Source organism: Pseudoalteromonas sp. SCSIO 43088, assembly GCF_023650795.1.
Classification (GTDB): Bacteria; Pseudomonadota; Gammaproteobacteria; order Enterobacterales; family Alteromonadaceae; genus Pseudoalteromonas; species Pseudoalteromonas shioyasakiensis.
In genome coordinates, this window is the sequence record NZ_CP072675.1 from 448111 (window position 1) to 474748 (window position 26638).

Consider the following 26638-nt stretch of genomic DNA (forward strand, 5'->3'; position numbering starts at 1 on the left):
CTCAGGGCTTAAACGAGGAGAAAGTAATGGATTTTAAGAAGTCACTATTCGCGGTAATGCTAGCGACTGCGCCTTTAATGGCTAGTGCAGCATTAACTCAATCGCAAGTTGATCAGTTTGCGAAAGGTACCGAACTGCTGTTTTCGGTAGAAGATAACTTTCGTAATAAAGATGCGGGCTTTTTAGGAAAAATTACCCTCAACAATGGCTCTGATGTGGCGTTACCTGCAGGCGAGAGCGATTGGCAGCTTTATATTCACTCAGTTCGTAAAATCTCAACCGAGCATGTTGCGGGCCTGAACATTGAACACGTTAATGGTGACCTTCATCGCATCGTACCAACGAGCTCTTTTAAAGGTTTAGCAGCAGGTGAAAGCTTAGAGTTGCCGTTTGATGCACAAGTATGGATTGTTGCTTACAGTGACTTTATGCCACGGGCATTTTTTGTTTCAGGTAAGAATAAACCAGCCGTATTTGCCAACACCGACACTGAAGACTTTAAACAGTTTGTGACGCCATTTACCCGTGAAAATCAGTTACGCCGTTACAATGAGCCAAAAGATTTATCGGTTTTAGCAACGGCAAAAGTACGTTTCGAGCGTAATAGCACTGATAAGGTGTCGGTTAGTAAAGAGGATGCTTTAAAGCGTATTATCCCTAAGCCTCGTAAAGTCGATTTTAATCGAGGTAGCGCGACGCTAAACAATAATTGGCAAATCAGTTATCAAGGCCAGCTGAAACACGAAGTTATGGTGTTTATGCAAGACTTACAAGATGACTATGGCATTAGCCTTAAAGCACAGCCTGATCATATCAATGTTGGCAAAGACAAAGTAATACGCTTAAAAGTCGACCCTAAACTCAATAATGCAAAAGCAGAAAGCTACACTCTAGAGATTGATGATGAAGTGATCACTATCGTAGGTAGCGATAACGCAGGTGTGTTTTATGCGATGCAAAGCTTATTGAACCTCATTCCTGCAAATAGCCAAGGCAGTGCCAGTTTACCGCAGTTAGAACTTGAAGACTCACCGCGTTATGGTTGGCGTGGTATGCATTACGATAATGGTCGTAACTATCATGGCAAAGAAGCAATGTTCAAGCTGGTTGAGCAAATGGCTCGCTATAAAATGAATAAGCTACACTGGCACTTTTCAGAAGATGAAGGCTGGCGACTTGAGATCCCAGGCTTACCAGAGCTCACTGACGTTGGCGGTTATCGCTGCTTTGATTTAGAAGAGCGCGAGTGTTTATTAACTCAGCTTGGCACTGGGCCATTTAAATCGGGCTCAGGTAATGGTTATCTGAAACGTGATGAGTTTGTTGAGCTATTAAAGTTTGCGAAAGACCGCCACATTCAAATCATCCCTGAAGTTGAAGGCCCTGGCCATGCACGTGCCTCAATCAAAGCGATGGAAGCACGTTATCACAACATGTTAGAAGAAGCTGAGAAAGCCGCTAAAAACAACATTAAAACGCGCTCTGCAAACAAAGAAATTCAACACATAGATATGGGGCCGGCAACGCAATACTTGCTTACTGATCCAAAAGATACCTCTGTGTACATGACGGTACAAAACTACAAAGATAACTCGATGAATGTGTGTATGGACTCTACCTACGCATTTTTAGATAAAGTAACTTATGAACTTCAGCAGATGTATCGCGAAGCAGGTGTGCAGTTAAAGAACCTGCATATTGGTGGCGATGAAGTCGGTGCTGGTTCGTGGATAGGCTCACCAATCTGTCAGGCATTATTTGCCGACCCTAATAACGGTGTAGCTGGCCCCGCTGATTTAAAACCTTATTTCACACAACGTGTTGCAACCTTACTTGAAAAACGCGGTATTTCTCCGGGTATTTGGGAAGATGGCATCATGTATGACCGCGAAAATTCGTTTAAACGTGATGAGTTCCCTAACAAAACTTTTACCGTTAATACTTGGGATAACATTTGGGAATGGGGCGTTGCCGATAGAGCATACCGCCTAGCAAATGCCGGTTATCAAGTGGTGTTATCACACGGTACGCATTTGTACTTTGACCACCCACACGAAGCAAGCCCTGAAGAGCGTGGTTATTACTGGGCCACTCGTTACACAGATACGAAAAAAGCCTTTAATTACATGCCTGATGACGTGTATGCCAATGCCGATTACACCCGTACTCGTGAGCCAATCGTTAATTTAGAAGCGTTGGTGGGCCGCCCACTACCTAAACTTGAAAAGCCTGAAAATATTCTAGGTATGCAAGGTCAGGTATGGTCAGAAACAATCCGTACTGAAGAGCAAGTATTAGCAATGATCTTCCCGCGTATTTTGTCAGTGGCAGAGCGCGCATGGCACAAAGCTGATTGGGAAGGCGAAAGTGTCGATAGTAAAAAACAAGCAAAAGACTGGGCTGAGTTCTCAAGTGCTGTAGGCTTAAAAGAGCTTGATAAGTTAGCCAAAGATGGCATCAATCTGCATTTACCGGTACCGGGCGGTGTGATTGAAAATGGTAAGTTGTATGCTAACAGCGCATTTGCATATTTGAGCATTGAATACAGCCTAGACAACGGCCAAAGCTGGCAAGCTTATGCCGAGCCTGTGAAGGTTGATAACAATGCAAAAGTTGCACTACGCACCCGCTTAAACGCAAAACAAACCAGTCGCGTGACCGTTGTTGGTGAGTAATGTTTCTGCGATAAATAAATATGATGCCTACAGCAAAGTGTAGGCGTCATTTTTGCTTGCGCGTCTGACTAAAATCTGGCGGCCTAAAAACTTCGCGCGAAATAAATTTCACGCCTACAATACCCCGCAACTCGTAGGCGTCACGCTTGCTTGGCGCGTCTTACATTCAACATCTATCTGAAGGGGGAATGAATTGCAACCAAACAACACCGTTCGCTCAAAACTGATAGCTGAAAGCTGACGGCTAATTTAAATTCATCGCGCGAAATAAATTTCACGCCTACGGTGTCTAAAAGAAATATGTCAGCGCTGTCATTTTTGTTGCGATAGTGTTATAAATATTTAATATCTCTTTTATATAATCATCTGAATCAGCAGCGCCGTAGAGTCGAACTGTGCTGTTATGGGAAATATTATGTCTGAAATGAATAAACAAAGCAGTGTTGTGCCTATGGCGATTGTTGCCACGCTGTTTTTTATACTGGGTTTTGCTACATGGTTAAATGGTTCACTGATGCCATTTTTACAGCAGATTTTGCAGCTTTCACCGTTTCAGGCATCGCTGATTATTTTCTCGTTTTATATCGCCGTGACTTTTACGGCTTTACCTTCGGCGATGATCATCAGAAAGGTAGGTTATAAAAACGGTATGGCGCTGGGTATGGCGACCATGATGGTGGCAGGTTTACTGTTTATTCCTGCTGCAAAAACGCAAATTTTTGCACTGTTTTTATTCGCTCAACTTGTTATGGGAGCCGGGCAAACGTTATTACAAACAGCGGTTAACCCATACGTAGTAAGAATCGGCCCAGAAGAATCAGCCGCGGCTCGCGTTAGTATTATGGGTATATTAAATAAAGGTGCAGGTGTTGTTGCGCCGATTGTGTTTACCGCACTGATACTCAGTGATTTTAAAGGCTTTGTAGGTAAAGAGCTTAGCCAAACTGATATTGATGCAATGGCCAATGGCTTAATATTACCGTATTTAGGGATGGCTATTTTTATTGGTATACTCGGCTTTGCGGTAACTAAAATGCCTTTACCAGAGCTAATTGATGACGACGTTGATGAACAAAAACCGGGGCAGGTAAAAGAAGCGCTAAGCCATCCGAGCCTTGCCTTAGGGATTGTGGCACTTTTTGTTTATGTAGCTGTTGAAGTTATCGCAGGTGATACCATTGGTAGCTTTGCGCTGTCGTTAGGTGTTGAAAAATACAGTGTTATGACATCGTACACCATGGGTTGTATGGTGCTAGGTTACTTTTTAGGGATTTTACTTATCCCAAGAGTGTTATCGCAGCAAACAGCGCTGACAATTTCAGCGGTATTGGGTTGCGTGTTAACGCTAGCGATAGTTACAGGTAGCAATGAAACTGTATTTATATCAACATTATTTGGATTAAAATCGGTACTACCTGATACATTATTGCTCATTGCTGTGCTAGGCTTTGCTAATGCTATTGTATGGCCTGCAGTTTGGCCGTTAGCATTATCTGGTTTAGGTAAGCTAACTAGTGTAGGCTCTGGTTTGCTCGTTATGGGTATTGCCGGTGGAGCGTTTGGTCCATTATTTTGGGGCCTGGCAAGTGGCGGCGTAAAAAGCGCAGAAGCACAACAAATGGCTTATATTGTGATGTTGCCTTGTTATTTATTCATACTTTTCTATGCTGTTAAAGGCCACAAGATGAAAAGTTGGAAGTAATTATGAGTTTGAGGTTGGGTGAAAAGCGCACTGCCTTGAACTTTGAAAAGCATTTCTAGTAAATAGAAATAATCCCGTGTGTAATGCCACCGAAAGGTGGCATTTTTTTGTTTGGGGTTTGAAAAATTAGGCGCTAGGTATTAGGGGATAGGGTCTAGGCTTTCGCGTGAAATAAATTTCACGCCTACGATATGTCGCATCTCTCATCTCGTGGGAACGGCTTTAGCCGTGAATTATCCTTAAAGACTTCGGCACTAAAGTACCTCCTACATCGTAGGCGTCACGCTTGCTTGGCGCGCCTCAAACACGGCACTGCTGCTAACATTTCGCGCGAAATAAATTTCACGCCTACAATACCGCGCATCTCGTGGGAACGGCTTTAGCCGTGAATTATCTTAGAGACTTCGGCACTAAAGTACTTCCTACATCGTAGGCGTCACGCTTGCTTGGCGCGTCTCAAACACGGCACTGCTGCTAACATTTCGCGTGAAATAAATTTCACGCCTACAATCTTTCGCATCTCGCACCTCGTGGGAACGGCTTTAGCCGTGAATTATCTTAGAGAGTTCGGCACTAAAGTACCTTATATGGACTCCTCCTATTGCACAATACCCTTCGTTAATTTTGTCAGACTGCGTGCTTATATGCGGGCTCATAATGAGGAGCTACCTCGGCCCTTTGATGTATTCGCGCCCTTGTGCCTCTTCTCCTACTCGGTGTTTTAACACGCCAGGCACTTTACAGGCTATCAAGGGTGGGTCTAACCGCTTAACGCAGGTTCTTGGTCAATACTGTTGTTTCTGTTATTGAAGGCTAAATATTAATTGGCTAGTAAACTGGGTTCATAACTCGTGCCCTTTTTCAGCATGGCATACGCTGTCCTAACTGTTTTATTTGCTAATGCAATGGCGGCGCACTTCACACCGCGTCTTTCAACTAATGCTTTGAGCCATTGTTCTTTTTTCGTTTTTGGCTCTCGATGCTTTAACTGACTGATAACCGCTCTGGCTCCGAGAAACAAGTGACTGCGTAATGTTATCTCTCCACGGTATTTGGCTATATGACCTATTCGTACTTTTCCACCACTTGAGTGTTGCCGAGGGGTGACACCAACATTGGCTGCCGCATTACGTCCACTCGTAAAATGGGTTGTGTCACTTAAGCTTATTAATAAACCAACCGCTGTGATAGGCCCGACCCCCTCAAGCGCCAGTAAACGTTCACACTGCTCATCTTGTTTTACTAAACCTGTCAGTAACTCATTTAATGTTTCTTTTAATGTTGATTGCGCTTTAAATAATTCATAGCACTGAGCTAGACACTGCCTTAAACCAGCGGTTAATCCATTATCGCTATCCTCTAGAATCTCAGGGATAGCTTGCCTAAACGCGCATTCCGATTGCTTGATTACAATCCCAAATTCAAGTAACAAGCCTCTGATTTGATTAGCCAGCTGTCGTTTCTGCTTTTCAGCTAAGGCGCGCATTCGCTCTATTGACTGTAAGCTTTGCTGTGCTTGTGTCAGTGATTTACACGGGCGGACATTAGGTGAGAAAGAAGCGGCAGCTATTGCAATGACATCATTTGCATCTGTTTTCTGGCCAACTCTAAATGCTTTGACAAATCGAGGATCTAGAATCACGACTTCATGACCAACACTACGTGCTTTGCGTGCCCAATAATGAGCACCACCACATGATTCCATAACAACTTTACAGCGAGGTGACGTAGTGAGTATGGTCAGTAGCTCTTTTCTGCCCACCGCTTTATTACTTTGAAGTTTTTGATGAAAAAACTTACCGACTTGAAAAACATTTTTTGCCAAGTCGATGCTAATTAGGTTAAATTTTGACATGTATGGATTCCTTATTGGTAAAAGTAATTGTCCAATCTCTTTATACCGTACTCACCCCATTTGGGGGAGGAGTCCATACATCTCCTACATCGTAGGCGTCACGCTTGCTTGGCGCGTCTCAAACACGGCACTGCTGATAACATTTCGCGTGAAATAAATTTCACGCCTACAATACCCCGCATCTCGTACCTCGTGGGAACGGCTTTAGCCGTGAATTATCTTAGGGACTTCGGCACTAAAGTACTTCCTACATCGTAGGCGTCACGCTTGCTTGGCGCGTCTTACATTCAACACCTATCTTAAGGGGGAGTGTATTGCGATCAAACAACACAGTTCGGCTCAAAACTGACAGCTGAAAGCTGACGGCTTTTTGAATTGAAAACAGGTGTTAAAGAAAAATCTTGAAATTCAAAATAAAAAATATTTAAGAAAATATAGGGATTTACAAAGGGGGAGAAGTGGGGCGACTGATGGGGCTTGAACCCACGACAACCGGAATCACAATCCGGGGCTCTACCAACTGAGCTACAGCCGCCACTGAGATACACCTCGTTTGGTGTGGCGCGCATATTACATAATTAAGGTTGGCTTGTGAAGCCCTAAATTGAAAAAAGTAGAAAAAACTTATTTACCTCAGAAAATTCAGAAAACCATCACTGGTCAGCTCGCGTTCAGTTTCGCAGATTAGACTTGCGACTTTTGTAATTGAGCAAATACTCATTTCGTAGTTTTATGCGTAATTTAATGATTTTTTAACCAAAGATCATATATAATTTGTACAGCGTGACGCTACAAATGAACTTCAGGAGAGAACATGGATACAATAATGAACTGGATCAACGAGAATTCAGGTTTAATCATACATTACGCCGTTCAGGCGGTTCTAGCGCTAATCATTTTCTTTATCGGTGGTCGCATCGCTAAATTCTGCGAAGGCTTAACTGAAAAAGCATTTGATAAAAAGAAAGTCGATAAAGCTGTAGGTTCATTTGTTGCTAGTATTGTCTATGCAATTGTATTTGCTGCAACAATCTTAATGGCACTATCTCAATTAGGTATTGAAACTACTTCATTCATTGCTATTTTAGGTGCGGCTGGTTTAGCAGTAGGTTTAGCACTTCAAGGTTCACTATCTAACTTTGCATCAGGTGTTTTAATCATCTTACTTCGTCCTTTCAAATCAGGTGACTATGTAGAAGCAGGTGGTAAAGCGGGTACAGTTAAGAAAATCGAAATTTTCTCTACAGAATTACGTACACCAGATAACAAAGTAATTATCATGCCCAACTCATCAATTATGGGCAGCCCAATTACAAACTTCTCTCGTGAATCAACTCGTCGTATCGATTTAGTAATCGGTGTTGGTTACGATGCAGATCTTAAAGAAGCAAAAGCAGTTCTTAAATCAGTTTTAGATAAAGAAGAGCGCTTATTAAAAGACCCAGCATACACAGTAGCGGTATCTGAGCTTGCAGATTCAAGCGTAAACTTTGTGGTTCGCCCTTGGGTTAACTCAGCTGATTACTGGCCAACGTATTTTGATTTAATGGAAAACATTAAGATCGCACTAGACGATGCCAACATCACAATCCCATTCCCGCAAATGGATGTTCATTTGCACAAAGAAGACTAATAAGTCTAACGTACAAGTAGTAAAGGTTATTTTTTAATGAAATTAAAAGCATTATCAATTCTAGTTGCAGCAAGCGCTGCAACTAGCGCATTCGCAGCAGATGAAACCAAAACTTGGGATGTAACCAGTGAATTAGGTGCTATCGTAACAAGCGGTAACACTGAAACAACCACACTTAAAGGTGGTATCAAGGTATTACATAACCTAGAAAACTGGAATAACGAGTACAAGTTAGACGGCATCTACAAAGAAGATGAGATCGAAAACGACCAAGGTGTAAAAGAAACACAGCGTACCAACGAAAAGTACTCAATTTCAGCGCAAGGTAACTATAAATTAAACGAAAAGCACTCACACTTATTCATCTACGGTTCGCACGTATCTGATTACTTTGGTGCATACCGTAATGAATCAGTAATCTCAGCGGGTTACGGTTTACGTTTAATCGACCGCTCTGATATGTGGTTAAACGCAGAAATCGGTCCGGGTTATAAGTACTTCCAATATCCAGACGACAGCACTGAAGTTGATGACAACGGTGACTCACTTGCCGGTGAGCGCGAAGGTGAAGCAATCGCACTAGGTAAAGTAGATTACAACTGGCAGATTTCAGACAGTGCACGTTTTACTCAGTTAGTATCAGTTGAATATGGTGATACCAATACTAAAACACGTTCAGAGTCTGCAATCCTTGCTAAGATCAACGGCTCACTACAAATGAAAGTAGCTTACAACATCACTCACAACTCAGATGTTGCCGATGATAAAGAAAACACAGATACAGAAACGTCACTAACGCTAGTTTACAGTTTTTAACTAAATAAATCGTTTTGTTGACAATTTAATGACAAAAAGGGACGAAAGTCCCTTTTTTATTTCCCTGTATTTCAGGTAGAATAGACAATCTTTTTGACTGTAGAACTATGGATATCCCTACTTGTGATGTTATTTAAAAGACTCTTCATTACTTTTTTGCTGTTAACTTCCGCATCAGTATTGGCTTTTACTCCTACAGCCGCACAAATTGAACAATTTAAAAAGCTTCCTAGAGCGCAGCAAGAGGCACTAGCAAGGCAGTATGGTGTCGACTTATCGACGATTACAGGTAAGAAATCTTCAACCGACCAAATTGAACAAGAATCAACAATACAACCTCGTTTAGAACAAGAAAAAGAGCAATTAACAGATGAAGAACGCTTTGCTCCAAAAGTTGATGAAGTAAAGCCTTTTGGTTATGACTTGTTTGCTGGTGAGCCAACATCATTTATGCCAAGTGAAAATGCGGCAGTTCCTGATACCTACTTAATTGGTCGTGGAGATACACTTAACATCAACTTTTACGGTAAAGAAAGCGAGAGCTATGAAGTTGTTGTTGACCGCGAAGGGCGTATCAGCATTCCAAACTTAAGTCCTGTTCAAGTGGCGGGTCTGACTTTTGCGGAAGTCAAAGAGTTAATCAAAGCAAAAGTTGAACAAGAAGTAATTGGTATTAAAGCATTTGTTTCAGTAGGCAAACTTCGTAGCATTCGTGTGCTAGTGCTTGGTGAAGCGTACAAACCGGGTAGTTATTCTGTTTCATCACTGACTACCGTATCCCATGCACTATTTGTTAGTGGTGGGGTATCTGATATTGCTTCACTACGTAATATTCAAGTTAAACGTGCGGGTAAGGTTGTTGCAAACTTTGACTTGTATGATCTATTAATCAACGGTGATAGCAGCAACGATATTATTTTAAAGCCTGGCGATGTTGTGTTTATCCCATCAGTTGGCTCACAAGTCGCTGTTGAAGGCTTAGTAAAGCGCCCTGCTATTTTTGAGCTAAAAAAAGGTGAAACAGCAGCACAGTTATTAAAAATGGCGGGTGGTTTAAAGCCGCAAGCTTACGCTAAAAAAGCAATTGTTGAACGCTTCAATAACAATAATATGAAAGAAGTGTTATCAGTAGACTTTAGCGGTAATCAAATTAATTATACCCCTCGTGATGGGGATCGTATTCGTTTTAACCCTGTAAGCTTTCAATATCAAAACAGTATTAGCTTAATTGGTGCTGTTGCACGTCCGGGTCATTATCAGTGGCATCAAGGTAAACACATCTCTGACGTTCTAACTTCAGTGCGTGGTGACTTGCTGCCTCAGGCTGACTTAGGATACGGATTACTTGTTCGTGAAGTTAATGTAGCAGGCGATATTAAAGTTTTTCAATTTGATATAGCACAAGCGATTGTTAAGGCTGCAGAGCATGATTTAGAGTTAAAAGCTAACGATAAGCTTTTTGTATTTAGCCGTTATCAAGAAAAGCAAGCTGAAGAAACTGCACTTGCAAATATGGCGCTTACAGAAGCGCAGCAAGAGCAGCAGTATAAAGTAAAACAATGGCATCAATACCAGCAAAGAGAGTTTGAAAAATACATCGGTGTTACAGGCTCATCAACAGGACTAAAGTCAAAAGAAGACAGAACTAAATCGATTGCAGATATTGCCAAGCACAATTTAACTGACGATGAAGAGCTACTTGAGACAAAAGATTATGCAGTTTTCAGTCGTTTTAATCTATTAAAGCCAATTATTTCTAAACTAAAGCAGCAGGCTACAGTCACTATGGCAATGCAGCTTGTAGAAATAAATGGCCATGTAACTTACCCAGGTGTTTATCCTCTTACAGTTAATGGCGAAGTAAACGATTTGATAGCCGCCGCCGGTGGTTTACTTGAGTCTGCTTATACTGAGCAAGCTGAAATAACCCGTGTAATGGATGGCGACGCATCAAAAGTTAAACATATAAAATTTAACCTGCAAGCTGCCATGTTAGGTAGTAATGGTGAAAATATCGCATTACGTAGTAAAGATAGTATTAATATCTTCTCTATTCCTAATTGGCAAGAAAACGTAAAGGTAGAGCTTAAAGGCGAAGTGAAATTCCCTGGGGTTTACACTATTCGTCGCGGTGAAACATTAAGCAACTTACTAGAACGTGCTGGCGGTTTTTCTGAATTTGCCGCGCCAAATGCTGCTATTTTTACTCGCGAAGCAATTCGCAAACAAGAGCAACAGCAATTAGCAAAACTTTCGGAAGATTTGCGTCGTGATATTGCATCAAAAAGCTTTGAAAACTCTGTAAGTAGTAACAGTCTTTCTTATGATGAAATGAATAAGCTATTGAATGATCTGGCTAACGTTGAAGCTGTGGGACGATTGGTTATTGATTTACCAATGATTGTAGAAGATAAACAAAGGCTTGTTCTGCAAAATGGTGATGCGCTTTATGTACCAAGTAAACGTGATTCAATCAGTGTAATTGGTGAGGTTAACTACGCAACCTCACACTTATTCCAGCAAGGTATTACGGTAGACGATTACATTGATCTTAGTGGCGGCTTAAAAGAGCGCGCAGCAGATGAACGAATCTATATCATCAAAGCTAACGGCTCAGTGAAAATCCCAAGTACAGGCAGCTGGTTTGCAGTTAATGACACAAACACGCTTGAAGCCGGCGATACCATCGTAGTGCCAATGAACTCAGATTACATGGACAACCTAACTCTGTGGAGCACTGCGACACAGATTGTTTATCAGTTAGGTGTAGCAGTTGCTGCTATTAGTAGTATATAAAGCCTATTTTTACAGAGATTAAAATGTCTAGTTTAAATCATAATATGAAAGTCGAAAATTCATCTGAAGATGTTGACTTAAAAAAAGTTTTTAATGTCTTTTTTAGGTACAAATGGCTGATTTCATCAATAACTTTAGTAGCAGCTTTAATTTCAGTAGTATTTGCTATTAACCAGCCAAATATTTATAAATCGACTACTTTAATTATGCCTGCTGAGCAAGAGAGTAAAGGAGGGCTGTCCTCTCTCGCTAGTCAATTTGGCGGACTTGCTAGTTTGGCAGGAATGAATATTCCATCACAATCAAATAAATCAAAGATAGCTGTAGAAATACTTAGGTCGCGCCTATTCATATCAAAATTTATAAATAAACATAACTTATTACCTGATTTGATAGCTGCAGAATTTTGGGATTTAGGTAGTAATAAGTTGAGTTATAACCCAGATTTATATGATGCTGAGATGAAAAAGTGGGTGAGGGAAGTGCAGCTTCCATTTACGCTTAAGCCTACAGATCAAGAAGCTTATAAAAGTTTTTTAGAGAAGCTAAGTATTATAGAAAACATTGAAACTGGCATGATCACTATTTCATTTGATCATATTTCACCTTATTTTGCTAAAAATATTCTCGATTTACTAATAGAGGATATCAATAATGAAATGAAAAAGAAGGATATTGAGGAAGCTAAAAAGAGTATCGCATTTCTAGAAGAGCAAATACGCAAAACAAGTGTTTCAGATATAAAGTCAATTTTCTATAACCTAATTGAAGAGCAAACTAAAACTATAATGTTTGCCGAAGTAAGAAAAGAATATGTTTTTAAGGTAATTGATCCTGCAATTGTTCCAGAATTAAAAGATAGACCCAAAAGGGCATTAATTTGTATTTTTGGCACTTTGCTTGGGTTTATGCTGAGTCTTTTGATTGTCTTTTTCTTGTCGAATATAAAAGGCATCTATTCAAAGTGATAGTAGTATTTGGCCTGAAACGCTATGAACAACTATAAATTTTACTTATGAATCTAAGAACTATAACTCAATACTCACTAGGACCTGTCGGTTCTGCGTTCCTTGGATTTGTAACTTTACCTCTGATTACATGGCATTTCAGTTCAGAAGATGTTGGAAGGCTGAGCATGCTATTTATAGTACAGAGTTTTGCTGTACTTTTTTTTTCCATAGGTTTAGATCAATCTTACATTCGTTATTATTACTCCTCAAAAGATGTAGGTCAATTATTTAAAGATTGTATTACACCAGGCATTATCTTATTTATAATTACGTCTTTAACATTATATCTATTTGATCCCACTCTGATATCTTACATTTTGTTTGGGATTGAGGATTCAACATTAACTTTAATGACTTTAGCATGTATTTTGGTCGTTTACTTACAAAGGTTTATATCTTTAATTGTACGAATGCAGGAAAATGCATTATTGTTTTCCTTAAGTCAATTCTTACCTAAAGTATTCTTTCTATGTTACTTTTTCATTATAATTTTATTTGAAGAAGGCTCAGGTTTTATATATTTGCTATTAGGTCAGCTTATTTCGAACCTATTAATTCTTTTATATTTATTGTATGGAAATAAAGAGGGAATTTATAAATCGATATTGATAAAGTTTTCTATTAAAAGATTTTCAGAGTATTTTAGTTACGGGTTGCCTTTAACTATTGGTGCTATAGCTTATTGGGGGCTTACTGCTACAGATAAGTTTTTTTTAAGAGCTTACTCATCATTAAATGAGTTAGGCATCTACTCTGTTGCTATAAGTTTCTCTACTGCAGCAATAATTTTCCAGAAAGTATTTACAACAATATGGACTCCATACGTTTATAAGACTATAAACGGCGGGCATGATGATAATGAAATTAGGAATATAAATAAGTATGTGGTTTTATTTGTTGCAGTTATAATTTCACTGCTCGGTATGGCAAGTTGGGTAATTGATTATATACTGCCAAATGAATATTCTTTGGTGAAATATTTAGTAATACCTTGCATGTTAGCCCCATTATTTTATGTGCTTTCAGAAACAACAGTGATTGGACTTAATATAGTAAAAAAGACTAATTACTCAATGTTAGCATCAATTTTTGCTTTTGCTATTAATTTTATAGGTAACTTTTTCTTAGTGAAAAAATTCGGTGCATATGGAGCTGCGATTAGTACAGCAACTTCATTTTGGGTATTCCTTGTTCTTCGAACTGAGTTGTCATGTTATTTTTGGAAGAGTATACCGAGGGTAAGGTTATATATATTAACCTTATTTCTTTTGGTAGCATCAATAGTAACAATAATATTATCAAGTAAAGTTATAGTGTTAATTTGGGTTTTTTTATCACTAGCAGTAGTAACCCTTTTCTATAAGGATTTTTTGTTCATGTTATCAACTATAAAAAAAGCAAAAGTATAGAGGCTTAAATGAAAATCTTTTTCTTTGGTCAAGCCACTGGCGGAAATGCATTATTGTGGTTCAACTTCCTAAACCATCAAACTAAAAATAATAAGCAATTAGAAATTACATTTTTGGCACGAACCCTTTGTACTTTGAAGCACTCTTTTAAGGTTTTTTCACCTTATGGTTATAAAAAACTACCAAAGGTAATTCAAAAACTAAGGAATAAAAGTGTTTCATTATTTTTACTTGACCTCTATTTATTCCTCCTAAAAAGAAAAGGAATACAAGATTTATTAATTCTACAAGGGAACTATACACCAGCGACTAACTTGAAAGTATTAAGTAAGATAGAGCATAAAAAGTCAATATTAAACATTTATGGAAGTGACTTTTATAGAAAATATCTTAGAAAAGAACTTGATAAAGCTGGGCTGAAACAATTTATAGAGGTTCTTGAAAAAGTAGATGTAATTCATTGTAACTGGCATACAACGAAAGATGACTTCCTAAATGAGTTTCCACAGTTCAGTGAAAAGGTTCTGTGTTGTCCATGGGGAGCAGATTTAGATTGGTATGAACATGAAATGAAACCTAAAAAGAGAAAAGAAAACAAAGTCTTTTTATCTACTAGAGCATTGCACTCATATAATAATGTAGATCTAGTAGTTGAAGCATTTTGTAAAGCTTTTCCTAGTAATACACATCATCAGTTACATATAGTTGGTGCCTATGGTTGCGATCCTGAAGTACTTAAAAAGATACGTAAAACCATTATAGATTATGATCAAAGCAATAACATTAAAATTGATATAGATAAATGGTACGAAGGTATTGATCTAATGAATTTATATGACAGCGCTGATTATAATATTTGTTTTGGTTCTACAGATCAATTAACGATAAGTATCGTTTATGCTTATTTACGGGGAACAAAAAACATACTTTCTCCCTTAGATAATTACCAGTACCTTAGCCAATTAGGTTTCAAAACACAGTCTATATGTGAAGAAATTTCAGTTGAAAACCTTAAAGAAAAGTTTCTATATTTAGTTGATAATTCGATGGATGAAGAAAGTATTATAAGTGATGAAAAATTAGCAAGAGAAGTTTTTAATTTAGAAACAGTCTTTAATCACTATATGGAAAAAATTAATGAATAATAATACTACTCCAGGCTATATAACATTATTAGATATTTTAATTAAGGGCTCTGATAAGCTTGATTTTTCACTAGATTCTATAGAAGCAGGGCATAATGGGCCTTATAAAGATGAAGAGACAAGAGCTAGAAATATCGCACACTGGATAATAATTTTCAGTTGTATATATAAGGAAACTAAAGAAATTAAATATAAAGAGTTTTCTTATCAAGCTATTGATCTTCTTTTATCAGAACAGTTCCGCCCGATGAAAGCAGCATTTTTCTGTCGAAAAAATCCTCTTAAAGACTTCTCTAATGGTGTTATGGGACAAGCGTGGATCATGGAAGCATTAATCTATTCATCAAAAGTTTATAATGATAGTGAGTTGATGAAGCAGGCTATTTCTCTTTATAGAATGCATTCATTTGACAGTAACCGAAGTCTTTGGAGGGTATTGAATGTAGAAGGCTCTTTTGGAGACTTCGACCAAACTTTTAATCATCAACTTTGGTTTGCATCTATAGCTGCAAAGTTGGACTTTAGCATTGCAAAAGAGCAAAGCCTAAGCTTTATGGATAATGTATTAAGCAATGTAGAATTGTATTCAGATGGAATTATCTATCATAAATCATCGATTTATAGTTTTAAAATAGAAAAGAACCTAGGATTTGGTTCGATCTTAGATTATTTTTTCAATAAAATGTATTCTTTTAAAATTAAGCGTTCTCTTTATTCTAAATCTGTAGGTTATCACTCCTTTAACCTGGTCGCCTTAAGTTATTTATATTCTGAATTCAAAGAACATGCTTTTTTCAAAAGTAAAAAGTTTGAGAAAATTATATCAGTAATAAAATCTGAACAATATTTAAAGTCATTAAAGAAATCTAAATATTCTTATCAATATAATCCGCCAGGTATTGAGGAGGCAATAGCACTCTCAAATATTATTTCAGATGAGAATTATGCAATTAAAGCACTTGAAAGGCATTTTTCGATTACAGGAATCAGTAATACAGTCAATGTGCATGACTACCATACAAGTTTAGCTAGGCTTTATGAAATTGCTTTGTTAGATATTAAACTAACTACACCTATTAAGGTATCTTCTGAAATGGTGTCTAAGTGACAAAAGATAAGGTCAACTTTGTAATATTCTTTAGCATTTTCTTTTTTCCATTATTTCCATCAATAATGGTTAATTCTCAGGTTCATATTAATATTTTAGTTTTTTTACTTTCAATACTATACCTGATTATTTATAAAAAAAGTGTTGATTTTTCCCGTGACAAGGTTGTTATAAGTTATTACTTAGTCCTTTTATTATTACTTAGTGTTAGTTTTATTTTTGACATCGTAAGCTTAGAGATATCTATTGGAAGTGGATTTTCCTACTTAAGGCCATTGATGTTGTTGGTGATAACTATTGCCGCTATTGATGCTGTCAAAAATTCTGATTTTGTATGTAAGCAACGGCTGGCTTTGATTGTTCTTGCTTCGACTTTATATGTTTTTGTTGAGTTGATTTTAAACTCTCAGCCATATTTTCATGAGCTCGTTTTTTATCTTTATAAAAGAGAGTTTAGATTTGAACTTTTATTTTATGCTGTAACCTTTTTTGGAACTAGTTACTATTCAGGCTATGCTTTTCTGATTCTTTTCTTTTTGGCGTTAATTAATTATAACAAGTATCAAACTACACTTTTTGGTTTCCTTTTAGTCGTCTTTACAGCACTGCTGGTTTTATTATCACAGAGTAAGTCGATGATTTTCTCTTTGTTTATCTGTATATATTTGTATGCTTTTTTTAAATCTAAGAGTTTATTGCTTAAGTCTATTCTATTCTTCTTCCCTTTTGCGTTAGTGTTTTTATTTTTTATTAATAAAGATGTAATTTCTAATCTACTTATCTCAACAGAACTTCGCTCACTAAAGTCTCTTGATACATTATTAATGAATACATCAAACTCTGGAACTTTGAATGTCCGCTTTGAGCAAATAATTTCAGCTTTTAATTCAGCATATGAAAAGAGCATCTTTTTTGGAAGCGGGCTCGGAAGGGATGAAAGTTTAGAATCATTACCGGCTGTATACTTTTTTAGATATGGACTCCTATCAATATTTTTCCATTATTTTGTTGTATTTTTTATTGTAGTCTTCTCATTTATAAAAATGCGTGAACTGCGTAAATCAGATGACTTTATTTACCCGCTTGTGGTATTCTTATGGGCTTTTACTTTACCCTTAACGCAATTTAGTGGGGTAATGGTAGAAATGTCAAAACTATCATATATGTCAGCGCTGATGGTTGGTTATCTTTTAAAGTTGAGAGGTTTGAGTGCCAAATAAAGTTCTTGTATCAGTAATTATACCTTACTACAACTCTAGGGCTAGTTTATCCAAACTGTTATCTTCAATTCCTGAGCATGATTGGCTAGAAGTAATTGTTGTTAATGATCACTCTGACAGTATAGAAGATATAATTTCTAAACATAAACGTTCTATTACTTTTATGCAATTACAAGGGCATCGGTGGGCTGGAGCGGCGCGAAACTTAGGCTTACAAAAATCAGTCGGTCAATTTATTCTATTTGCTGATGCCGATGATTGTTTTTTAGATGGTGCGTTTGATAAAGTTTATAATTATTGCCATAAATCAAATGATTTAGTTTTTTTTACACCGACGAGTAGAAAAGAGTCGGGAGAATCATCTACAAGGCACCTAAGTTATAAACAGCTTATCTTAGATTTTATTGAAACAGGCAAAGATGCGATAAAATACAGATTTCATGTTCCTTGGAGTAAACTTGTAAGTAGAAAGTTAATTGTAGATAACAATATACTTTTTGATGAAGTGATTGCTTCAAACGATGTTAACTTTTCTTTGAAATGTTCATATTTCGCTAAAAATATTGCTGTTACTACTGATGAAATATACTGTGTTGTTGAAAGTGATCAAAGCTTAACAAAGCAACTGTCTGAAGAAGTAATTGACTCTAGGTTCGATGCACTTTCACGCTACAATGACTTTCTTATTTCTAAAGGCGACCCGAATCTAGCTGCTATGTCAGGCCATCTTTTTTCAGCTTATAAATTCGGCTTTAATAAGTTTTTAAGTCGTTATTTCTACTGTCGCTATAGAGGGTATAAAATTTTTTATAGTTGGTCTCATATTTTTAGTGTTATTAGGAGAAGAAAGTTAGTCTAATGAAAATTTTATATTTGCATCAATATTTTGCTACCCCTTCTTCTAAAAGTGGAACTCGTTCTTATGAGATGGCTAAAAGGTTAGTTAAAAATGGCCATGATGTGACTTTTGTTACATCTTCGGCTTATTTATCTGATGAATTCAGTTTAAAAAATGGATGGAATTATTTAGAAATTGAAGGAATTAAACTTCATATCTTAAATCTTAATTACTCTAATAATGATGGTTTTATTAAGCGAATTTTTAAATTTATTAACTTTTCTATTCGCTCTACATTTAAAGCTTTAAAAGTTAAATCCAATGTGGTTTTTGCTACTAGTACTCCGCTTACAATTGCGATTCCAGGATTAGTCTATTCAAAAATTAAAGGAAAGCCTTTGGTTTTTGAGGTCAGAGATTTATGGCCAGAGCTTCCTATTGCAACAGGGGTGATTAAAAATCCATTAATAATTTCTTTTGCTAGGTGGTTAGAAAAGTATACATATAGAAACTCTTCTCGCCTGGTTGGTCTTTCTCCCGGAATGTGTGATGGTATTGCTCAGCAAGGGATACCTAGAAGTAAAATAACCTTAGCTACTAACAGTTGTGATACAGAACTCTTTGATGTCGATAGTATCGTTGGTGAAAATTATATTAACTCCAATTTTAGCTTTCTAAATGGCCGTAAATTAATTGTTTATACAGGAACTTTCGGTTTGATCAACGATGTTGGGTACCTTGTCGAAATAGCTAAGGAAGCTATGAACATTGCACCTGAGTTATGCTTTGTTGCAATAGGTGAAGGTATGGAGAAAGAAAAGGTTATTGAGAAGGCGTCAAGTGCAGGAGTTCTCAATAAGAATCTTTATATATTACCTGCTGTACCTAAAACGGAGATTGTAAAGATTCTTTCCGCTGCCGACTTATCACTCTCATTATTTGGGCCTATAAAGGAGATGTGGAATAATTCGGCTAATAAACTTTTTGATTCTTTGGCCTCACAGACTCCGATTGCTATAAATTACGGAGGCTGGCAAAAAGAATTTATACTTGAGTCTAAATGTGGTGTTGTTCTTGACCATAGGAACTATAAATGTTCGGTTATTAATATCAAAGATTTCTTATTTGATATGAAGGCATATAACCTGGCAAAGGATAGTTGCCGCACACTTTCTTATGAGCGTTTTTCGAGAGATATTATGGCTAAAAAGTTAGAGAACACGATACTGGAAGCATGTGATGATTAAGCGGTTTTTTGATTTTATTGTTTCGCTTTTTGCTTTGCTTTTATTATCCCCACTAATGCTTATTTTATCTTTATTGGTGCGATTCAATATAGGCTCACCTATTCTTTTTAAGCAGGAGCGGCCAGGTCTCAATGGTCATGTGTTTAATATGCTTAAATTTAGAACCATGTTAAATGATACAGATAGTCAAGGCCGACTCTTACCCGATGAAAAAAGAATTACAAAGTTTGGCGCGTTCTTACGTTCAACAAGCTTGGATGAATTACCTGGTCTCATAAATGTTCTCAAAGGTGAGATGAGTTTGGTTGGTCCAAGACCTCTTCTTGTTCAGTATTTACCTCTATATAACAAAGAGCAGGCACGACGCCATGATGTTCGTCCAGGTATAACTGGGTGGGCCCAAGTTAATGGCCGAAATGCTATTAGTTGGGAAGATAAGTTTAAATTTGATGTTTGGTACGTCGATAATCATAGCTTTTTACTTGATATAAAAATTCTTTTTTTAACAGTAAAAAAGGTATTTGTTCGTGAAGGTATTAGTGCTGATGGTGAAGCAACAATGCCACTCTTTAAAGGTAGTGATAAAGAATGAAAGATATTATAGTTATTGGCGGTGGAGGCTTTGCCAAAGAAGTTATTTGGCTAGCTAATGATTGCAATCGTAAAGTTAGAGGTGTCTTAGACGATAATTCCGAAACTCATGGCCTTGAACTTCAAGGTGTAAATGTCTTGGGAAATATAGATTCTTGGATTGAATATGCTTCAGATTGTCAGTTTGTAATTGCAATTGGTAATCCTCGTGTGCGTAAGTTAGTGGCTGATAAAATGAAGCTTTTAGGGGACCCTGATTACGCAATCTTAGTACATCCTAGTGTACGTTTCTCAAACACAGTTAAAATTTCCAAAGGAGCTATTGTTTGCGCTGGAACTATTTTGACAACAGACATTGAACTTGGTGAGCACTGTGTTTTAAATCTTAATGTCACTGTTGGTCATGAGTGTGAAATTAGAGATTTTGTAACAGTTGCACCTATGGCTGCTATTTCAGGAAATGTGACCTTACATGATTTGGTTGAAGTTGGTACTGGGGCTGTAATTAGGCAGGGGCTAACTCTAGAAGGCGGTTCAATGCTTGGGATGGGTGGGGTTCTAACTAAGAATATACCGGAAAAATTTATTTTTGCAGGTAACCCAGCAAAGAAACTCAAGGAGATTGTTGAGTAATGGAAGTATCAATCATTGGTTCAGGTACAATGGCAACAGGTATTGCCCAAGTTATTTGTAACTGCGTTCAGATTACTAAGGTTAACATTATTGCTCGCACAGAAGCTAAAGCAGCTAATGTGATAGATATTTGCGAAAAAGGTATGAAGCGACTTATTCGTAAGTCTAAAATTACCGAAGAGCAAGCTTCTACATCTGTTGAAAAATTACAAGCCTGTACAGATTTAGAGGTCATTAGGAATTCAGATTTAATTATAGAAGCTGTAGCCGAAGACTTTACAGTAAAAATGGAATTATTTTCTAAGCTATCTAACTTAGTGTCCAATAATGCAATCGTAGCAACGAACACTTCTTCTCTATCAATTACTGCTTTTGCCAGTGTACTGCCTAATCCTAAAAATGTTGTAGGCTTGCACTTTTTCAATCCTGCACCCGTAATGGAGTTAGTTGAGATTGTTGTTGGTCATGAAACATCTAGCTCTATTGTGGAAAAGTTAGAGTCACTAACAAAGATGTTAGGTAAATCACCTGTGGTTGTGCAGGAGGCTCCTGGATTCGTAGTTAATCGTATGCTTATTCCTATGATTAATGAAGCTGTTAGTATTTTAGCTGAAGGTGTTGCTACAGCAGAGGATATTGATAAGGCTATGAAGCTTGGTGCGCATCATCCGATGGGCCCATTAGCTCTAGCTGATTTAATTGGTAATGATGTGAATTTATCAATTATGGAAACGCTTTATAGCGAAACAGGTGATCCTAAATACCGAGCACATCCTTTACTAAGGAAAATGGTTCGAGCAAATCATTTAGGGCGAAAATCTAAAAAAGGCTTTTTTGAGTATAAGTAATGTTAAACACTCCTTTTTCTCCGTGGCCAAGCTTTACCCAAGAAGAAGCTGATGCTGTTAGCCGCGTTATTTTATCGAATAAAGTTAATTATTGGACCGGTACAGAAGGCCGTGAATTTGAAAATGAATTTGCGGCTTGGACTGGTACAGAGTACGCTGTAGCGTTAGGTAATGGAACTCTTGCTCTCGATCTTGCTTTAAAGGCATTAGATATAGGTCCAGACGATGAGGTAATTACTACACCTCGTACATTTTTAGCTTCTGCGAGCAGTATTGTTACTGCAGGTGCATCGCCAATATTTGCTGATGTTGATCTTAACAGTCAAGCAATCACAGCTGAGTCTATTAAAGCCGTACTTACTCCTAAAACTAAAGCTGTCATAGTTGTGCATTTAGCTGGAATGCCGGCTGAGATGGATGCAATCATGGCGTTAAGTAATGAGTATGGATTCTATGTTATTGAGGATTGTGCTCAGGCACATGGAGCAAAATACAAAGGTAAGTCAGTTGGGAGCATTGGCCACATTGGAGCTTGGAGCTTTTGTCAAGACAAAATAATGACTACAGGCGGTGAAGGTGGCATGGTTACCACAAACTCTAAAGAGTTATGGTCAAAAATGTGGAGCTACAAAGATCATGGTAAAAGCTTCGATGCCATTTACAATCGCGAGCATCCTCCAGGATTTAGATGGCTACATGAAAGCTTTGGTACTAACTGGCGTATGACTGAGATGCAGGCTGTAATTGGACGTATTCAGCTAACTCGTATGAGTGACTGGACTGCAAAGCGTCAAGCTTATGGTGCACAACTAGATCAGGCTGCAAGTGGTTATAATTGTGTCCGTTTAGTGTCAATACCTGAATATATTGAGCATGCTGAGTATAAGCATTATATGTTTATAAAGCCTGAATCTTTAGCTGAAGGATGGGATCGGGACCGAATAGTTAACGAAATAGTAGCTCGTGGTGTGCCCTGTTTTCAAGGAAGTTGCTCTGAAGTTTATTTAGAAAAAGCTTTTGATAATACTTTGTGGCGACCAGCTGAGCGCTTGAAAAATGCTGTCCAGTTAGGTGAAACCTCATTAATGTTCCTTGTACATCCATCTCTAACTCAGCATGAAATTCAGCAAACTACAATTGCTATACACGAGGTTTTAGAAGCCGCATCTAAATAACATAGTCTTAAGTGGTAGTTAGTTGCTTCTCCGGTAACAAATTGCCACTTTTTTTTACAAAAAAGCAAAGGATTGTTAAGCACTGCTCAACTAGATTATAGGAATTGTTTTAGTTGTTCCTAATGTAGTAGAATTAGAGTAGGACTGATATGTTACTTTTTAATAGGGACCCTTTCTTGTTTTTAGATACTCTTGTCAAATTACCGCGAAACCAAAAAAGAGTTGTTTCTTTAATTATAGATACTTTTTTTATATTTTTATCTTTTTGGCTTGCATTTATATTAAGACTCGATAGCTTGAAAGAGTTTTATGACTACCAGAACTGGTTATTACTTTTAGGGGTATTACCATTAAGTTTGTCTGCTTTTGTGAAGCTAGGCTTATATCGTGCTGTTTTACGGTATATTAACTCTCAAGCTTTATGGGCAATTTTAGCAGGTGTGATCTTATCCACGGTCTCTCTAATTGGCCTTTCATTCTTTATTGGGGCGCAAGTCCCAAGAACTGTACCTGTTATATACTTTTGTATCGCTTTGCTGCTTATTGGTGGTAGCCGATTAACAGTACGTGCGATCGTCGGTAAACTCATTATGCGCAGAAAAGAAGGCGTGGTTATTTACGGTGCAGGCTCTGCTGGACGTCAATTAGCAACTGCGTTGGCTAATGGACCTGAATATGCCCCAGTTGCGTTTTTAGACGATGACCCCAAAAAACAAAATACATTCGTACAAGGGTTGAATGTTTTTTCATCTAAAGAAATTGCAAAAGTAGTTGCTACTAAATCAGTCACGAAAATTTTATTAGCTTTACCAAGTGCTACCCGAAGCCGCAGAAAAGAAATCCTCAATGAAATTGAGTCTTTTAAACTACAAGTTATGACGATTCCTGGAATGGCCGATTTGGTAGCAGGGAACACTTCATTAGAACAAATAAAAGAAGTAGGTGTTGAAGATCTTTTAGGGCGTGACCCAGTAGAGCCAAACACCGAATTAATGTCTGCTAATATTCAAAATAAGGTTGTTTTGGTTTCAGGTGCAGGTGGGTCAATTGGCTCTGAGCTTTGTCGTCAAATTGTTAAAAACTCACCAACGAAGCTAGTCTTGTTTGAACTTTCTGAATATGGCTTATATGCAATTGAAAAAGAGCTGAAAGACTACGTTTTTCAAAACTCCTTAAATATCGAAATAGTGCCAATTCTTGGCTCTATTCAAAACTTTAAACTCATCTCAATGACACTTTCGTCATTTAAAGTGCAAACTATATATCATGCTGCGGCTTACAAGCATGTGCCTTTAGTTGAGCATAATGTTATTGAAGGTGTTAAAAATAATATATTTGGCACCAGTAACATTGCCCGTGCTGCGATAGAAAATAACGTTGAAACCTTTGTACTTATTTCAACCGATAAAGCGGTTCGACCTACCAATGTGATGGGGACAACCAAACGTATGGCTGAGTTAGTGCTGCAAGCATTATCTGATACGCAAAAAACTACGCGCTTTACTATGGTTCGTTTTGGTAATGTTCTGGGTTCTTCAGGCTCTGTTGTACCATTATTCAGGCAACAAATTAAGCAAGGCGGCCCTATCACTTTAACCCATAAAGACATAACTCGTTATTTTATGACGATTCCTGAAGCTGCACAGCTTGTTATTCAAGCAGGTGCAATGGGTAAAGGTGGCGATGTGTTCGTTTTAGATATGGGCGAACCGGTTAAAATAATGGATTTAGCGACTAAGATGGTCCACCTCTCTGGCTTAGAAGTGAAGTCAAATAAACACCCTGAAGGTGATATTGAAATTCAATGTACTGGCCTACGTCCTGGTGAAAAGCTTTATGAAGAGCTATTGATTGGTGATAACGTTGTTGGTACTGATCATCAAAGAATCATGAGTGCACACGAAGTTAAAATGCCATGGGATGAGCTTGAACAAGTTTTACTTGAGCTTAAATCGTCATGTGATTTAAACGATCACCACTCTATTCGTAAGTTGTTGTTAGAAGCACCAACAGCCTTTAATCCCACAGATGGTATTTGTGACCTCCATTGGCTTGAGAGTGTAAAAAATAACGAAAACGTAACTGTATTAAAGAATGCAAAGTAAAAAATAAAGTAGTTTAATTAGGTATATATGAATATTACAATCGCGGGTACAGGTTATGTTGGTTTATCTAATGCCATGTTGTTGGCCCAACATAACAATGTAGTAGCTCTAGATATTGTTGAAGAAAAAGTAGCGCAACTAAATGCCGGGAAGTCGCCAATATCAGATACAGAAATTGAAGATTTTCTTGCTAATAAACAACTGAGTTTTACTGCCACTACAGATAAGCAATTAGCTTATCAAAATGCAGATTTCATCATCATCGCTACACCTACCGATTATGATCCAGAGACCAACTACTTTAATACAAAGTCAGTTGAAGCTGTTATTGCTGATGTACAAACAATAAACCCAACAGCAGTAATGGTTATTAAGTCAACTGTACCTGTTGGCTTTACCGAAAGCATTAAGCAAAAGTTTAATACAGGAAACATTATTTTCTCTCCAGAGTTTTTAAGAGAGGGTAAAGCGTTATACGACAACTTACACCCATCGCGTATTATTGTGGGTGAACGATCAGAGCGCGCCGAGGCATTTGCAAATTTATTAGCACAAGGGGCTATTAAAGAAGGGATTGAAGTATTGTTTACTGATCCAACTGAAGCAGAAGCCATTAAGTTGTTTTCAAATACTTACCTTGCTATGCGCGTAGCCTACTTTAATGAGCTTGACAGCTACGCAGAAAGTCATGGTTTAAATTCTAAACAAATAATCGAAGGGGTAAGTTTAGACCCACGTATAGGTGGTCATTACAACAACCCTTCTTTTGGTTATGGTGGCTATTGCTTACCTAAAGATACCAAGCAATTATTGGCTAACTATCAAAACGTGCCAAACAACATGATCCGCGCCATTGTAGACGCAAACTCTACTCGTAAAGATTTTATCGCAGAGTCGATCCTCGCAAGAAAGCCAAAGGTAGTGGGTATTCATCGTTTAATCATGAAGGCTGGTTCGGATAACTTTAGAGCATCCGCTATTCAAGGCATCATGAAGCGAATCAAAGCTAAGGGTGTTGAAGTGATAGTTTATGAACCTGAATTACATGAAGAAACTTTCTTTAACTCTAAAGTGACCCATGACCTAGCTGAATTAAAGTCTTCTGCAGATGTAATTATTGCCAACAGAATGGTAACTGAGCTCGATGATGTTGCAGAAAAAGTGTACACCAGAGACCTGTTTGGTAGTGATTAGTTCTCACTTGGGGTAATAACAATTTTGTAATAGACACGCCTAAATTCTCTGCGTATAATCGCTGGCTCATAAAAACCAATCCTTTTGGATTGGTTTTAAGGAAAATGAGTATTTTAGGTGTGACTATGGAAAGTTGGTACTTACTTTTTTGTAAATCAAAACAAGAGCTAAGAGCTCAAACTAACCTTCAAAACCAAGGTTTTGAAGTGTTCTTTCCCGAACATAAAATCGAGCGAATCGTAAAGGGTCGCCGATAAATTCGTACATCTCCTCTTTTTCCTAGTTATTTATTTATAAAACTAGACTCGCAAAACTGTAACTTTTCTGCGGTAAAAAATACCCGTGGAGTAAGTGGTTTTGTTGCTTATGGTCATAAATTTCAAATCGTTCCTGAGCAGTTAATTGCTCAACTCAAATCTATGAGTGATATGAGTAAGGTAACATCTTCGCTACCAAAAGCCGGTGATGTTGTTTATCTAAACACAGAGTCATTTAAAAATGTTCAAGCTATTTACCAAGAGTCAGATGGTGACATGCGTAGCATTTTGTTAGTTAATTTATTGAACAAACAAGTCACCGTAAGTGTAGATAATAAAGAAATCAGTTTATAAGTCGCGATTCAACACGACATTAACGTA

Annotated in this window: 19 protein-coding genes, 1 tRNA gene and 1 pseudogene; 19 read left to right on the forward strand and 2 right to left on the reverse strand. The window is 37.6% G+C overall.

Annotation, left to right across the window (positions count from 1 at the left end; genetic code table 11):
• Nucleotides 1-26 precede the first annotated feature (26 nt).
• A complete protein-coding gene (locus J8Z28_RS02180) occupies nt 27-2675 on the forward strand; it encodes a beta-N-acetylhexosaminidase (protein WP_250659803.1) in 2649 nt (882 codons plus the stop codon).
• A 415-nt stretch (nt 2676-3090) separates the two neighbouring features.
• A complete protein-coding gene (nagP, locus tag J8Z28_RS02185; protein WP_095209730.1) occupies nt 3091-4377 on the forward strand; it encodes an N-acetylglucosamine MFS transporter NagP in 1287 nt (428 codons plus the stop codon).
• Nucleotides 4378-5197: 820 nt separating this feature from the next.
• Here the strand turns inward: nagP and J8Z28_RS02190 are convergent.
• The gene (locus J8Z28_RS02190) at nt 5198-6232 is read right to left on the reverse strand and encodes an IS110 family RNA-guided transposase (RefSeq protein ID WP_250659528.1); all 1035 of its coding nucleotides are present in this window, start codon (nt 6230-6232) and stop codon (nt 5198-5200) included.
• A 459-nt stretch (nt 6233-6691) separates the two neighbouring features.
• A tRNA-His gene (locus tag J8Z28_RS02195) sits at nt 6692-6767 on the reverse strand.
• Between the two features lie 279 nt (nt 6768-7046).
• Here J8Z28_RS02195 and J8Z28_RS02200 point away from each other — a divergent pair.
• From J8Z28_RS02200 to rfaH, 17 genes and pseudogenes are all read left to right on the forward strand, one after another.
• A complete protein-coding gene (locus J8Z28_RS02200; protein WP_054563554.1) occupies nt 7047-7865 on the forward strand; it encodes a mechanosensitive ion channel family protein in 819 nt (272 codons plus the stop codon).
• A 36-nt stretch (nt 7866-7901) separates the two neighbouring features.
• Nucleotides 7902-8681 (forward strand): DUF481 domain-containing protein, encoded by a 780-nt coding sequence (locus tag J8Z28_RS02205; protein WP_063529616.1) that lies wholly within the window; start codon nt 7902-7904, stop codon nt 8679-8681.
• Nucleotides 8682-8807: 126 nt separating this feature from the next.
• The gene (locus J8Z28_RS02210; RefSeq protein ID WP_250660367.1) at nt 8808-11477 is read left to right on the forward strand and encodes an SLBB domain-containing protein; all 2670 of its coding nucleotides are present in this window, start codon (nt 8808-8810) and stop codon (nt 11475-11477) included.
• A gap of 23 nt (nt 11478-11500) precedes the next feature.
• Nucleotides 11501-12445, forward strand: coding sequence for a Wzz/FepE/Etk N-terminal domain-containing protein (locus J8Z28_RS02215; protein WP_250659804.1), 945 nt, complete (start codon nt 11501-11503; stop codon nt 12443-12445).
• A 47-nt stretch (nt 12446-12492) separates the two neighbouring features.
• On the forward strand, nt 12493-13896 hold the full coding sequence (locus tag J8Z28_RS02220; RefSeq protein WP_130167237.1) for a lipopolysaccharide biosynthesis protein: 1404 nt from the start codon (nt 12493-12495) through the stop codon (nt 13894-13896).
• An 8-nt stretch (nt 13897-13904) separates the two neighbouring features.
• Nucleotides 13905-15041, forward strand: a complete 1137-nt coding sequence (locus J8Z28_RS02225) for a glycosyltransferase family protein (RefSeq protein ID WP_250659805.1) — start codon at nt 13905-13907, stop codon at nt 15039-15041.
• Nucleotides 15034-16149 (forward strand): hypothetical protein, encoded by a 1116-nt coding sequence (locus J8Z28_RS02230; RefSeq protein WP_130167239.1) that lies wholly within the window; start codon nt 15034-15036, stop codon nt 16147-16149. Before J8Z28_RS02225 ends, J8Z28_RS02230 begins: the two co-directional genes overlap by 8 nt.
• On the forward strand, nt 16146-17369 hold the full coding sequence (locus tag J8Z28_RS02235; protein ID WP_250659806.1) for a hypothetical protein: 1224 nt from the start codon (nt 16146-16148) through the stop codon (nt 17367-17369). The genes J8Z28_RS02230 and J8Z28_RS02235 overlap by 4 nt, the downstream gene beginning before the upstream one ends.
• Nucleotides 17359-18228: a glycosyltransferase family 2 protein gene (locus J8Z28_RS02240; RefSeq protein WP_250659807.1), complete on the forward strand. Its 870-nt coding sequence runs from the start codon at nt 17359-17361 to the stop codon at nt 18226-18228. Before J8Z28_RS02235 ends, J8Z28_RS02240 begins: the two co-directional genes overlap by 11 nt.
• A complete protein-coding gene (locus J8Z28_RS02245; RefSeq protein ID WP_130167242.1) occupies nt 18228-19454 on the forward strand; it encodes a glycosyltransferase family 4 protein in 1227 nt (408 codons plus the stop codon). Before J8Z28_RS02240 ends, J8Z28_RS02245 begins: the two co-directional genes overlap by 1 nt.
• Nucleotides 19447-20046 (forward strand): sugar transferase, encoded by a 600-nt coding sequence (locus J8Z28_RS02250; protein WP_130167243.1) that lies wholly within the window; start codon nt 19447-19449, stop codon nt 20044-20046. The genes J8Z28_RS02245 and J8Z28_RS02250 overlap by 8 nt, the downstream gene beginning before the upstream one ends.
• On the forward strand, nt 20043-20678 hold the full coding sequence (locus tag J8Z28_RS02255) for an acetyltransferase (protein WP_130167244.1): 636 nt from the start codon (nt 20043-20045) through the stop codon (nt 20676-20678). Before J8Z28_RS02250 ends, J8Z28_RS02255 begins: the two co-directional genes overlap by 4 nt.
• Nucleotides 20678-21526 (forward strand): 3-hydroxyacyl-CoA dehydrogenase family protein, encoded by an 849-nt coding sequence (locus J8Z28_RS02260; RefSeq protein WP_130167245.1) that lies wholly within the window; start codon nt 20678-20680, stop codon nt 21524-21526. Before J8Z28_RS02255 ends, J8Z28_RS02260 begins: the two co-directional genes overlap by 1 nt.
• The gene (locus J8Z28_RS02265) at nt 21526-22701 is read left to right on the forward strand and encodes a DegT/DnrJ/EryC1/StrS family aminotransferase (protein ID WP_130167246.1); all 1176 of its coding nucleotides are present in this window, start codon (nt 21526-21528) and stop codon (nt 22699-22701) included. The genes J8Z28_RS02260 and J8Z28_RS02265 overlap by 1 nt, the downstream gene beginning before the upstream one ends.
• 149 nt (nt 22702-22850) lie before the next feature.
• Nucleotides 22851-24806 carry a polysaccharide biosynthesis protein gene (locus J8Z28_RS02270; RefSeq protein ID WP_063529827.1) on the forward strand — a complete coding sequence of 652 codons (1956 nt, stop codon included), beginning with the start codon at nt 22851-22853 and terminating at the stop codon, nt 24804-24806.
• A 27-nt stretch (nt 24807-24833) separates the two neighbouring features.
• Nucleotides 24834-26000 carry a nucleotide sugar dehydrogenase gene (locus tag J8Z28_RS02275; protein WP_063529828.1) on the forward strand — a complete coding sequence of 389 codons (1167 nt, stop codon included), beginning with the start codon at nt 24834-24836 and terminating at the stop codon, nt 25998-26000.
• Between the two features lie 125 nt (nt 26001-26125).
• Nucleotides 26126-26611: pseudogene (rfaH, locus tag J8Z28_RS02280) on the forward strand (transcription/translation regulatory transformer protein RfaH).
• Nucleotides 26612-26638: the final 27 nt, after the last annotated feature.

Excerpts from the sequence above, each read along its gene's own strand:
- J8Z28_RS02190 (WP_250659528.1), bottom strand. The coding sequence starts at position 6,232 with ATGTCAAAATTTAACCTAATTAGCATCGACTTGGCAAAAAATGTTTTT.
- J8Z28_RS02275 (WP_063529828.1), top strand. The coding sequence starts at position 24,834 with ATGAATATTACAATCGCGGGTACAGGTTATGTTGGTTTATCTAATGCC.
- J8Z28_RS02260 (WP_130167245.1), top strand. The coding sequence starts at position 20,678 with ATGGAAGTATCAATCATTGGTTCAGGTACAATGGCAACAGGTATTGCC.
- nagP (WP_095209730.1), top strand. The coding sequence starts at position 3,091 with ATGTCTGAAATGAATAAACAAAGCAGTGTTGTGCCTATGGCGATTGTT.
- J8Z28_RS02200 (WP_054563554.1), top strand. The coding sequence starts at position 7,047 with ATGGATACAATAATGAACTGGATCAACGAGAATTCAGGTTTAATCATA.
- J8Z28_RS02210 (WP_250660367.1), top strand. The coding sequence starts at position 8,808 with ATGTTATTTAAAAGACTCTTCATTACTTTTTTGCTGTTAACTTCCGCA.
- J8Z28_RS02225 (WP_250659805.1), top strand. The coding sequence starts at position 13,905 with ATGAAAATCTTTTTCTTTGGTCAAGCCACTGGCGGAAATGCATTATTG.
- J8Z28_RS02215 (WP_250659804.1), top strand. The coding sequence starts at position 11,501 with ATGTCTAGTTTAAATCATAATATGAAAGTCGAAAATTCATCTGAAGAT.
- J8Z28_RS02255 (WP_130167244.1), top strand. The coding sequence starts at position 20,043 with ATGAAAGATATTATAGTTATTGGCGGTGGAGGCTTTGCCAAAGAAGTT.
- J8Z28_RS02230 (WP_130167239.1), top strand. The coding sequence starts at position 15,034 with ATGAATAATAATACTACTCCAGGCTATATAACATTATTAGATATTTTA.
- J8Z28_RS02250 (WP_130167243.1), top strand. The coding sequence starts at position 19,447 with ATGATTAAGCGGTTTTTTGATTTTATTGTTTCGCTTTTTGCTTTGCTT.
- J8Z28_RS02180 (WP_250659803.1), top strand. The coding sequence starts at position 27 with ATGGATTTTAAGAAGTCACTATTCGCGGTAATGCTAGCGACTGCGCCT.
- J8Z28_RS02270 (WP_063529827.1), top strand. The coding sequence starts at position 22,851 with ATGTTACTTTTTAATAGGGACCCTTTCTTGTTTTTAGATACTCTTGTC.
- J8Z28_RS02205 (WP_063529616.1), top strand. The coding sequence starts at position 7,902 with ATGAAATTAAAAGCATTATCAATTCTAGTTGCAGCAAGCGCTGCAACT.
- J8Z28_RS02220 (WP_130167237.1), top strand. The coding sequence starts at position 12,493 with ATGAATCTAAGAACTATAACTCAATACTCACTAGGACCTGTCGGTTCT.
- J8Z28_RS02245 (WP_130167242.1), top strand. The coding sequence starts at position 18,228 with ATGAAAATTTTATATTTGCATCAATATTTTGCTACCCCTTCTTCTAAA.
- J8Z28_RS02265 (WP_130167246.1), top strand. The coding sequence starts at position 21,526 with ATGTTAAACACTCCTTTTTCTCCGTGGCCAAGCTTTACCCAAGAAGAA.